The 11847-nt window shown below is 42.3% G+C and carries 11 protein-coding genes and 1 pseudogene; 1 reads left to right on the top strand and 11 read right to left on the bottom strand.

All coding sequences use genetic code 11. The annotated features are described in order from the left end of the window. A pseudogene (locus tag WB217_RS18680) lies at window positions 1–212 on the bottom strand (GNAT family N-acetyltransferase); the annotation flags it as partial. Between the two features lie 20 nt (window positions 213–232). Beyond that, window positions 233–1105 (bottom strand): carbon-nitrogen hydrolase family protein, encoded by an 873-nt coding sequence (locus WB217_RS18675; RefSeq protein ID WP_423994832.1) that lies wholly within the window; start codon window positions 1103–1105, stop codon window positions 233–235. A 345-nt stretch (window positions 1106–1450) separates the two neighbouring features. On the opposite strand from WB217_RS18675, the gene WB217_RS18670 reads away from it, so the two are divergent. Then, window positions 1451–2677, top strand: coding sequence for an MFS transporter (locus WB217_RS18670; protein ID WP_423994831.1), 1227 nt, complete (start codon window positions 1451–1453; stop codon window positions 2675–2677). A gap of 258 nt (window positions 2678–2935) precedes the next feature. Here WB217_RS18670 and WB217_RS18665 read toward each other — a convergent pair whose 3' ends face one another. From WB217_RS18665 to WB217_RS18625, 9 genes are all read right to left on the bottom strand, one after another. Continuing rightward, window positions 2936–3730 (bottom strand): serine hydrolase, encoded by a 795-nt coding sequence (locus WB217_RS18665; RefSeq protein WP_423994830.1) that lies wholly within the window; start codon window positions 3728–3730, stop codon window positions 2936–2938. A 12-nt stretch (window positions 3731–3742) separates the two neighbouring features. Then, a complete protein-coding gene (locus WB217_RS18660; RefSeq protein ID WP_423994828.1) occupies window positions 3743–4753 on the bottom strand; it encodes an ABC transporter ATP-binding protein in 1011 nt (336 codons plus the stop codon). Between the two features lie 3 nt (window positions 4754–4756). Then, window positions 4757–5686 (bottom strand): NlpC/P60 family protein, encoded by a 930-nt coding sequence (locus tag WB217_RS18655; RefSeq protein WP_423994827.1) that lies wholly within the window; start codon window positions 5684–5686, stop codon window positions 4757–4759. Then, window positions 5673–6779, bottom strand: a complete 1107-nt coding sequence (locus WB217_RS18650) for a mandelate racemase/muconate lactonizing enzyme family protein (protein ID WP_423994825.1) — start codon at window positions 6777–6779, stop codon at window positions 5673–5675. Before WB217_RS18650 ends, WB217_RS18655 begins: the two co-directional genes overlap by 14 nt. Before the next feature lie 27 nt (window positions 6780–6806). Next, window positions 6807–7727, bottom strand: coding sequence for a S66 peptidase family protein (locus tag WB217_RS18645; protein WP_423994835.1), 921 nt, complete (start codon window positions 7725–7727; stop codon window positions 6807–6809). Window positions 7728–8108: 381 nt separating this feature from the next. Next, on the bottom strand, window positions 8109–9722 hold the full coding sequence (locus tag WB217_RS18640) for a peptide ABC transporter substrate-binding protein (protein ID WP_423994834.1): 1614 nt from the start codon (window positions 9720–9722) through the stop codon (window positions 8109–8111). 84 nt (window positions 9723–9806) lie between these two features. Then, complete coding sequence (locus WB217_RS18635; protein WP_423994823.1) at window positions 9807–10802, bottom strand: ABC transporter ATP-binding protein; 996 nt, start codon at window positions 10800–10802, stop codon at window positions 9807–9809. Between the two features lie 5 nt (window positions 10803–10807). Continuing rightward, window positions 10808–11761: an ABC transporter permease gene (locus WB217_RS18630; RefSeq protein WP_423994822.1), complete on the bottom strand. Its 954-nt coding sequence runs from the start codon at window positions 11759–11761 to the stop codon at window positions 10808–10810. Next, a partial coding sequence (locus WB217_RS18625) for a hypothetical protein (protein WP_423994833.1) occupies window positions 11761–11847 on the bottom strand: 87 nt, incomplete at its 5' end. The genes WB217_RS18625 and WB217_RS18630, both read right to left, overlap by 1 nt.

Genomic DNA, 11847 nt, shown 5'->3' with positions numbered 1-11847 from the left:
GCGATGTTCCAGTCAGGATAGTAGCGATATTCTGTTACACCAACTACTTCATCCTCATGTACTGCCACAAAAACACGAATACCTGGATCTTCAAGCGGCTCCCTCCATAGATCGAACTCGAGAACTTCCTCAGGAGGAAAAACATCTTTCATTAAATTATGAAGTTTTGCAAAAAGCGGATCTTCAATACTTGTAACGCGAATGTATTCCATGAACGTTGCTCCTTATCGAGTTAGATTTTCTCTGCTACTTCCCAGTCCGGGTAAAGATCTGTACGGCGATCACGCCAGGTAGTAACTGATCCTCTTTCTCGTACTTCGTATAACAGCTCTAAATCAAGGTCGGCCGTTACAATCATGTCATTATTCAGTTCACCTTCAACAAGCAATCCTTGTGGAGGGAATGGTATATCATTGGGCGTGATAACTGCAGCCTGCCCAAAGTTAGCGCGCATGAAGTCAACAGTAGGCAGAGCACCGACTGTTCCAGTCAAAACTACATATACTTGATTTTCTACTGCGCGTGCATGGCTTGTATATCTTACTCGATGGAAGCCGTGGCGATCGTCAGTGCAAGATGGACAGAAAATTACATCCGCCCCTTTCGCCTTTGCCATTCTGACGATTTCAGGAAACTCAATATCGTAGCAAGTCAAAAGAGCAATGCGGCCTTTATCTGTATCAAATACCCTGAAATTCTCTCCCGCACTCATATTCCATTCATTAACTTCTGTAGGAGTAATATGAAGCTTCGCTTGTTCCACAATCCTTCCATCTGGATAAAACATATGTGCGACATTAAAAATTTTGCCTTCTCTGGCAATCACATGCGTTCCGCCGATTATATGCATACCGGTTTCCAAAGCGAAGTTCTGAAATAGGTTCAAATATTGTTCAGTAAAGCCAGGGAGTTCATTAATGGTCAGCCTTGTACCCTGTTCACTGCCTATTGAAAGCAATTGTGTAGTAAAGAACTCAGGAAACAGCACAAATTCTGATCCGTATTCCTGGGCTGTTTTAATATAATGCTCACATTGCAGCGCGAACTCCTCAAACGATCTGATCGTATGAAGATGGTATTGGACTGCTGAAACTCTCATTTTCATATACCATTCCCCCTGTATCTTTAAAGATTTTTTTCATCTTGAATTCGAATTTTCGGAAATACGAAAATCATTATAAAACATTTTACTTCTAATGAATATACTTTTTGCTTAAAATAGGTGCGGAATTTTGGATCGATTTTTGCTTAGGGATATTCAGCAGAAGTATTTTTAAAAAAATTTGAGGTGCTAAGGTTATTGTTGATTTTTAACTCTGTTGATTAGAGTGTAATTCTACAGTTTGGTTTTGTTTAGTAAAAATAATAATTCCTTTTTCAGAGAGTTTCGAATACAATCTAATTAGATTTAAATCTAATTAGTCGTTTATCTAACTTAATGGAGGGCAAAATGTTAAAAACGTTAAAAGCTGAAACTTCATATCGGAAACTGTTCTTAGCAGGTATTATTAATGGAATTGGAGATCGTTTTAGTCAAGTTGCTCTGCTTGCATTGATCCTGCAGATGACTGGTTCTGGCCTTTCGGTCGGAATCACAATGGCCTTAAGGATGATTCCTTTTCTGCTATTCAGTCCATTAAGCAGCAGTATTTCTTCAAAGTTTGAACGAAGGAAAGTACTGATTACCACAGATCTTTCAAGGGCGGTAATCGCCCTATCATTTCTGTGGATTAATGGCCCGGGAGATATGTGGATTGTTTACACAGCTTCCTTTTTGCTTGCTTCTGGTGAAGCTATTTACTCGCCTACAAGAAAGTCAAGCATACCGGCCATAGTTTCTCCCCAAGCCTTAAAGGAAGTAAATGCCTGGGAACAAGTTTTAATCGGATTCGTTTTGGTAATCGGGGCTTTAAGCGGTGGCGTTGTTTCGTATTTTTTAGGAGCAAAAGCTGCATTCGGGATCAACATTGTGTCTTTTATTTTGGCTGGGTGGATTCTTTCGACGATGCCAACATTAGAAGCTTACTCGAAAACGGAACAGCACAGGAATGAAAATAGTGAAAAATACGGTGATCTATGGCCTGTTATAGCTTCTTCCTCTTTTTTATTGATGTTAATGGTATTTGAAATGGTCATTCCCCTAATAAACGGCATTGAAAATGTCCTACTGAGTGTTTATGCAGTGGATACTTTCGGAAAAGCAGATTTAGGAGTAGGGTTGTTTTACAGTGCTCTTGGACTGGGTCTGATAATAAGCCCGCTGTTTTCAAAATTGATAAAAGCGCGGTTTCTGCTGTTTTCCTTTTTATGTTTAATTGGAGAAGGATTATTTTTAATGACAATCAGTCAAACGTCACTCTTTGGTTTGGCGGCCTTATTATTTTGCATGACGGCCATTTTCAGTGGCATCGGTAACACGCTCCTTGATACGGTCGCAATGGATACGATCCCGGCAAAATGGCATGGCCTATACTTTGGGCTTTCTGCGACGATTTCTAACACGATCATCGGTTTTTCCATGCTTTTTACCGGTGTGGCATTAGAGTGGTTTAATCCGAGACTGGTAGGTTTGTTTGGAGGACTCATGTACATTATTGCAGGAACCATATTTATTGTATGGGCGTTAAAATTCAGCCTTCAAAAAGAAAAAGTAAAATTGAAAGAGAAAACAATTTAAATGAAAAAGAACGAGGATTCCGGGCCCCTCGTTCTTTCTAGTGATGAATGCATGAAGTGGTCGGAATGTCATCTTGTCTTCGCGAAAACTCAATTTAATCCTAAAAAATTCAAATACGAAAAATTCGCTTATCGAATGATAATGTGCAAATGAATAGTTCGTTTTACCTAATTATTATTTCCGGAAAAGTTTTTTTCAATAATAGCAATCTGCTAGCAGTTGATATTTATATCCTATCAAGTGATAATAATTTGCTTGTTATCTTGTCGAATTGCCTCTAATAAAGTCGTTAATATGCTTCCCGATTTGTCGGATTGCGGATTTTCCAATTTCTGGATCTGTGAGGTTGTCGATTAGCACTGCGATAAAAGTCCTATTCTGTCCAAAGGTGACTATCGCACAATCATGCTCGAGTCCAGGCAATTCACCGGTTTTATTTCCTGCTATAATATACTCTTCATTCATATAAGCTGGCAGTTTTTCTCTGAATTGCTGCTGGTTGAGAATTGAAAGAAATGTGTCTCTTGAGGCTTTTGTAAGAGCAGTCCCTGTGACACCTTTTTTCAAGCATGTCACAATATCTGCAGCTGTTGTGAAATTATCCATGCCTGATTTTATAGACTGGAAATCCAGCATTTTACGCTGCAAGATCGTATTTTTCATTAATAAACTTCTTATCGTTTTATTGATGGATTCCATTCTCAGGAGATCAATGATCAGGTTTGTAGCTGAATTATCTGAGACGATGACCATAAGTGTAAGCAAGTCCTTTATTGCATAAGACTTAACACCATGTATAGCCTGCAGGACACCAGTGTCCCCAATTTTATCACTATCTCTAATAATCACATGTTCATCGGGACTGATGATGCCAGCTTCTATTTGTCTAAGGGCTTCATAAAGAATGGGAATTTTTATTAAGCTTGCAGATTGGTAAACTTCCTGGCTGTTAAACTCAATTATCTTGCCTTCGATCTCCATAAACAAACTCGCCCGGCCTTTGCACCCGGCGAGTTCACTATAAACATTCTTCTTTAGTTGCTCTATATTCATTTGAATCGTTCCTTATCGCATATTGACAAGCACTTCTTTATTTTTGCTGTCAGGCAGATTTTCGTCGTATAAGTGGCAAGCAACGAAATGGTCTGAGTCGATTTCTTGCCATGCTGGTTTTTTCTGCGCGCATACCTCCATTGCCTGCGGGCAGCGAGTTCGGAAAACACAGCCGCTTGGTGGATTCATTGGGCTAGGAAGTTCTCCTTCAAGAATGATCCGTTCACGCTTATCTTCAATATCCGGATCAGGAATTGGAATGGCCGACAGTAATGCCTGTGTATATGGATGTAGCGGCTTCTTATACAACTGATTGCTAGCTGTTAGCTCAACGATGTGACCCAGATACATAACGCCAATCCTGTTGCTGATTTGTTTTACCATTGAAAGGTCATGGGCAATGAACAAATAGGTTAACCCCTTTTCCTTCTGCAACCGTTTAAGAAGGTTTACAACCTGGGCCTGAACTGACACATCAAGAGCAGAAATCGGTTCATCCGCTATAATGAAATCTGGATCCAGGGCTAGTGCTCTTGCGATGCCAATCCTCTGACGCTGGCCCCCACTGAACTCATGCGGGTATCGGTTAGCGTGGTCACGGTTAAGCCCTACATCCTCAAGAAGCTGATATATGCGCTCCAGACGTTCTTTCTTATCTTTGTATAGGCCATGAACTTCCATTGGTTCCGAGATGATTTCCTTGACAGTTGAACGCGGGTTTAAAGATGCGTATGGATCCTGGAAAATCATTTGCATCTGCCTATGAAACTGAAATCTTTCCTTTTCGGTCATTGTATGGACATCTTTTCCGTTAAAGAGGACCTCTCCATCAGTCCTGTCATATAAACCGATCATCGTCCTTCCAGCAGTAGACTTTCCGCAGCCGGATTCGCCTACAAGCCCAAAGGTTTCCCCCTTATAAATATCGAAGCTTACCCCATCAACCGCTTTTAGGATTTCATTTTTACCCAAATAGAAATGTTTCTTTAAATCTTTAACACTCAATAAAACTTGTTTCTCCATTTTTTATTCCTCCGTATTATTCCAGTACCGTCTTGCTGCACAGAGTTCTTTTTCGTAAATTGTTCCTTCAAGTGAAATAATCTCGATATTTTTTCCTGTGTTTGGGGAATGGAGTAGTTTTCCGTCTCCATAATAAATGCCTACATGATGAATACTTCCTTTGCCTTCCTCATATGCAAAGAAAAGCAAATCACCTGGTTGTATTTCTGATAAATCAATATTGATACCGTCTGCTGCCTGTTCATGAGCATCTCTCGGAATAATGTATCCATTTGCTCGGCACATGTTATAACTGAAGCCAGAACAATCGTAACCATAGCTGCTCATTCCGCCCCAAAGATAGGAAAGTCCGAGAAATTGCTCACCAGCAGCTACAATCGCTGCCCCATTCCGTTTCGGAAGTTTATTTTCAGAAGGATAGAGAACGACATCCTCTGTTCTCAAAATGCCAATTCCGGTTGGAGTTTTAACGCGGATGCGGTCACCAATATGTTCAATGGCAGGCAGCATGGTTTGGTAGCTTAATTGCATAAGCTGTTCATCCTTCTCTGAGAACAGCAGTGCATGTTTTGAAGTAACCACAACGACTGGTCCATGCTTTATGTACCAATCAGATTGCTGGATTAGTTGTGCTTTTGGTATCCAGCCCGGATATCCACGTTCATCCTTTCCGGAAGGCTGATCAGGAACAACCACTTGTGCCCAGCCATCTGCTTCATCGATGATCAGAACTTCCTGGCCAAATAGTACCTGTGATTGTACTAGATTAGCGTCACATAGTTGAAGCCTAGTTTCATATGTCAGCTTTTCCAGCCAGGACGCCATATCTACGGAACCGGAGATGGCGTCCTGGTCTATTTCTCTTGCAGAATCATAAGAAGTCCACAACGTAGCGACAGGAACATTGACGAGCCATAAATTATTGCTTTCCACTTGATATTCCTCCTTCTATAAGGACATCTTCAATCCCTAAACCTGGCCGGTCTGGGAGGCTGATTGTTCTTCCATTATACTTTATTCCACCTGCAATCGCTTCACCTGCAAGCATAAGCGGAGCATCGAAATCAAACCGGGTGATGTTTTTCTTGCTTGCTGCGAAATGGGCTGCGGCAGTAATGCCAAGGCGTGTTTCGATCATGCTTCCAACCATGCATTCAATACCCGCTGTCTCTGCCATCTGGTTAATCATTTGTGCCTGGTAAATCCCTCCCGACTTCATCAATTTAATATTGATAAGGTCAGCGCTTCTCCGTTTAATTACTTCAAAAGCTTGTTTCGGAGTGAATACACTTTCATCTGCCATGATCAACGTTTCTACTGAATCCGTGACCTGCTTAAGGCCATCCATGTCCTCGGCTTTTACCGGCTGTTCCACCAGTTCGATATCGAGGCCCAGGTCCTCCATTTTTCTAATTGCCCTGATCGCATCCTTCGGCTTCCAGCCCTGATTTGCATCCAGCCTGATTTTTACATCATTGCCTATTCGGCGTCTAATTTCCTGAATACGTGCGATATCGGTTGAAATTTCACCTATTCCTACTTTGACCTTCAGGACATTGAATCCGTTGCTCACATAAGCAACTGCATCCTCACCCATCTCCTCAGGACTGTTCACGCTTACGGTAAAATCAGTTTCTATTTCGTTTCTGAAGCCGCCGAGGAATTGATAAAGAGGTAACCTGCAATTTTGGGATATGCAATCATATAACGCCATGTCAACCGCAGCTTTTGCGCTCGAATTGCCAATGAGGGCGGACTTGAGTCCCTGGAATATAGCTTCATAGTTTAAAAGATTCTTTTTTAACAGAAATGGTTTTATTACATCATTGATCGCAGATTCAATGCTTGCCAGGCTGTCTCCGGTGATGACCAATGTCGGAGGTGCCTCTCCCCAGCCTGCAATCCCATTGTCACAGCTTATTTTAACAAAGATTGCTTCTGCGACTGTTACTGTGCGAAGCGCCGTTTTAAAGGGCTTGGTTAAAGGGACAGCTGTGCGGAATGTCTCGATTTTTTCAATAATCATTTCAATATCCCCTTTTTAAGTAATTGCTTAATAAATCCCGCTTTCGACTATCAGAGTTTTACTTGCCGTATCCAGTTGTGCTTGAGTTCCGAATGGAATGGCAATATGCGGAGAGCAATGCCCCATTTTGAAGCCTTTCAACGCAGGCCTTCCAGCAAGTTTAATATAGTGACCGAGAACTTCATCAAGAGTCAAAGATAGCTCCCTTTCCGGTACACAATTATTGAAATCGCCAACTATGATCCCTGCTGCTTCCTGAAGCTTGCCGGCCATAAAAAGCTGGTTCAGCATTCGATCAACGGCACGCGGTTCTTCATTGATATCTTCAATTAATAGAATTTTCCCCGCTGTATCTATTTCAAATTTTGTCCCCATCGTACTGGAAAGCAGCGACAAGTTCCCTCCGACTAATGCTCCTACCGCTGTCCCTGAAACCATTTCATCAAGTTCTGATGTAGTTTCGGTATAAAGTAATTCGGTTGGTTGGAAAAGCTGCTTGAACTGATCCTTTGAAATCGGGTCGGCATCTGCTTTACCAAGATCTGAGGCAATCATCGGACCATGGAAGGTTACAATGCCTGTCTGCTGCCTGATTGCTGTGTGTAAGAAGGTGATATCACTGTAGCCCCAGAAGATTTTAGGATTTCTGCTGATGACTTTATAATCAATCGCTGAAGCTATCCGTGCAGTTCCATAACCGCCTCCTGCACAAATGATCCCTTTCACCTCATCGTCTTGGAACATTTCATGCAAATCTGCTAATCTTTCTTCGTCACTGCCTGCAAGATACCCATATTCATTGTAAAGTGATTTTCCGAGTCTATAATTCAATCCTAACTCTGCAAAGAATTTTAATCCGCGTTCGAGATTTTCTTTATTAGGCGGACTAGCAGGGGCGATAATGCCGACTGTATCCCCTTTTTTCAGTCGTTCAGGCTTAATTACCATCATCGATCGACTCCTTTTGTTAAAAATACTAAGCTATCAATATGTATATCTTCAGAAAGTATGTATTAGTAAGACTCTTTTTGTAAACTTTACACGTTAAAAATCAGCCTTAATTTAAAGGCTCTGTTAAAGCCTAATGTTTTTTGGAACCCTGTTGATTGTAGTGGAAGGCGCGCAGACTCCTGCGGGCTCAGCGCCAGCCCCGCGGAAAGCGAAGCGCCTGGAACGGAAATCAACAGCCTTGTTTAACAGAGCCATTTTTAAATCAATTAATTTAAGTAATCGTCTAAAACCCTAATTAGTAAAAAAGAGGCAATCCAAGACGGACACCTCTTTCTTAGAAAGTACAATCGTGGGAGCTAGACAACAGAAGTAAAGAACTTACTTCTTATCTGCCCATTTCAATTCAAGATAGCCAACTGGATGGCGGACAACGCCACTAACATCTTCGTTTTGCATAAAAACTTGGTTATAGAAATGAACAGTGAAAATCGGTGCTTCTTCAAAAAGAATTTTCTCTGCAGCATACATTAACTCAAAACGCTTTGTTTCATCAGACTCATTTTTAGCATCCTTGATCAGCTTGTCATACTCAGGATTTCCCCATCCAGTACGGTTCATCGAATGACCTGTCTGGAAGTTTTCCAGGAAGTTGATTGGATCTGCATAGTCAGCTAGGAAAGAACTGCGTGAAAGCTGGTGCTTAAGTGCTTTCTGTTCTTCAGCAAAAACATTCCATTCCATGTTAGCCAGCTTCACTTCAACTCCAAGGCTTTCCTTGAACATTTGCTGAAGAGCTTCTGCAATCTTCTTGTGAACATCATCTGTGCTGTATGTTAGTGTGACTTCAGGAAGCTCAGTATAGCCTTCTTCTTCCATACCCTTCTTCAAAAGAGCTTTGGCTTCTTCGATATCAGTCTTATTTAAATCTCCGCTAACTTCACGGAAATCTTTGCCTGATGGATCCTGGAATCCTGGAGAGACGAATCCATAAGCTGCTTTTTCCTGATTTTTTGTAACAAAATCCACGATTTTTTGCTGGTCTACAGCAAGTGCGAACGCCTTACGGATATTCACATTTTGGAATGGTTCCTTCGTAACATTGAAGCGGTAGAAGTAATCTCCTGCCTGGTCTTCAACTTTTACCTTTCCTTCCTTGAACAGTTTATCGGCAAGTTCAGAAGGCACATCAGAAACATCCAGGTCTCCTGCCGTGAACATTTGGTACTCAGTATTGGTATCGTCAACAATTGCCCACTCAACCTTATCAAGCTTTACATTTTCTGCATCCCAATATTTTTCGTTCTTTTCCATGACGAATTTCGTGTCATGCTCCCAGCTAGCAAGATTGAAAGGTCCGTTTCCAACGAATGAATCTGCTTCTGCAAACCATTCTGGATTTTCCTTTGCAACCTTCTCATTGATTGGGAAAAATGCAGGGTTAGCGATAACGCTTAAGAAATATGCCTGAGGGCTTGTTAATGTAACCTCAAAAGTCTTAGTGTCAACTGCTTTAACTTTCACATTATCAGCAGATCCCTTGCCGCTGTTGAACTCCTCTCCACCTTCAATGAAGTAGCCAAGGAATGCTGCAGAAGAACCTGTAGCAGGATCCAAAAGACGCTTCCATGCGAATACGAAATCGTTCGCTGTTACATCATCGCCATTTGACCATTTTGCGTTTTCGCGAATATGGAATGTGTATGTTTTGCCATCTTCGGATACATCCCATTTTTCAGCAGTCGCTTCTTCAGGCTGGTGCTCAGCATTTAAGCGCGTAAGACCTTCCATCAAATTGTTCAGCGCGCTCCATGATGCCGAGTCAAAACCGATTGGCGGATCAAATGAAGTTGGTTCCTGACCATTGTTTAGATAAAGGACCTTTTCTCCGCCCTTGTCTTTGTCCCCTTTGTCTTTTCCATCTGTTTCCTTGCCTGTGTTCTCATTTGCAGTACATGCTGCAAGTGTGAATACCAGCATGGCTGCCATCAGCATTGTCAAAAACTTCTTCACTCTGTTTCCCCCTTTAAAAGTATGTGAAAATTTATATCAAAGAGGCTTACGCCTGATTGAACAAGATTATTTACTTGCAAGTAATTTTTTTGCCCGTTCATCCTGAAGCCAGCAATCAACTACATGGCTGCTTGAAAGCGTTGTATGGAATGGAAATACCCTGTCACAAACCTCCATAGCATACGGGCATCTCGCCGTAAATGGACATCCTACCGGTGGAGAGAATAAATCCGGCGGCGTGCCGCCAATTGGGATTAACTCAGCTCCTTCTACATCAAGGCGAGGCACTGAGTTCAATAATCCCTTTGTATATGGGTGCTGCGGGTTATAGAATAGCTCTCGCCTCGTGCCGGTCTCGACGATTTTCCCAGCGTACATGACGGCGATCCGGTCTGCCACCTGGGCAACCACACCTAAGTCATGTGTGATCAGAATGATCGAGACACCTGTTTTCTTTTGGATGTCGCGAAAAAGCTCAAGGATCTGGGCCTGGATCGTTACATCCAATGCTGTCGTAGGCTCGTCCGCAATCAGGACTTCAGGCTGGCAAACCAATGCCATTGCAATGACAATTCTCTGCCTCATCCCCCCGCTGAATTGATGAGGATATTGTTTTAAGCGGACATGCGGACTAGGAATCCCTACAAGATCAAGCATCTCGATTGCTACTTTTTTTGCTTGCCCCTTTGAAAGCTTCATATGCTGAAGGATTCCCTCTGTCAGCTGTTCACCCACTGTGAGCGTAGGGTTTAGCGCAGTCATGGGATCCTGAAAAATCATTGAAATATCAGAGCCTCTGATTTTTCTCATTTCGGCATCCTTTAATTTCGTTAAATCTTTGCCTTTATAGATGATTGAACCACCATCAAATTTTCCAGGCGGCTCTGGGATTAAGCGCATGATGCTCTGAGATGTCACGCTTTTGCCGCAGCCCGATTCACCTACAATGGCAAGGGTTTCTCCTTTATGTAAATCAAAGGTGACACCGCGGACCGCTTTTACTTCACCGCCATATGTCTTGAAAGAAACATGAAGGTCTTTTACTTCAAGTACTTTTTCCATGATGCTTACCTCCTTAGCTTCGGATCAAGTGCATCCTGAAGCCCGTCGCCTAAAACGTTAAATGAAAACATTGTCATCGAGATGAAAAACGCTGGGAAGAACAAGCGCCACCAGTCTCCAGACAGAATAACCGGCAACGCATCACTTGCCATTGAACCCCAGCTCGCCATTGGTGCCTGTATACCAAGCCCCAAAAAGCTTAAGAATGCTTCGGCAAAGATGGCTGATGGTACAGATAAGGTCATCTGCACAATAATCGGTCCCATTGTGTTGGGCAGCAAGTTTTTGCGGATGATCCGGCCAGTTTTTGTTCCGAACGTTTTAGATGCTAATACGAATTCATAATTCTTGATTTGCAGGACCTGGCCTCTGACAATCCGGGCCATGCCGATCCAGCCGGTGATAGTAAGTGCAAAGATAATTGTTGCAAGACTTGGACCCATTACTACACTGATCAGAATGACAACAAGCAAATAAGGTAATCCGTATAGTACCTCGATGATTCTCATCATGACCTGGTCGGTACGGCCGCCTTTATATCCAGCAATACCTCCATAGATGACCCCGATTAAAAAATCGATAAGTGCTGCTGCTATCCCTACAAATAAGGATATTCTTGCACCATACCATGTCCTCGTGAACACATCACGACCTAAATCATCTGTTCCGAACCAGTATTCATTTGACGGAGGCAGATTCTGATTCATTAAATCCTGATGGTCCATAGTGTGTGGAGAAATAATAGGACCGAAAATCGCCATAAAGGACAAGAAGGATAAAAAGAAAAGTCCTAGCATCGCCAGCTTGTTTTTCAACAGGCGTCTCCATGCATCCTGCCAATATGATAGGCTCGGCCTTACAACAGCCTCGGCCTCTGAGTCACTTACCTGTTTAGGAACAAACCATTCGTCGGGAACAACAGATGATTCGTTTGTTTCTTGAAATTTCCGCAGAGCCATCATCTTCCCTCCTTTTTATGAAGTTTGATCCTTGGATCAAGTAGTCCATATGCCAAATCCACGAGGAATAGCATCATGATCAATAC

The sequence above is a fragment of the Mesobacillus sp. genome (genome assembly GCF_049588175.1).
Classification (GTDB): Bacteria; Bacillota; Bacilli; order Bacillales; family Cytobacillaceae; genus Mesobacillus.
The sequence above is the reverse complement of the archived record's forward strand: the minus strand, read 5'-3'. Positions and strand labels throughout refer to the sequence as shown.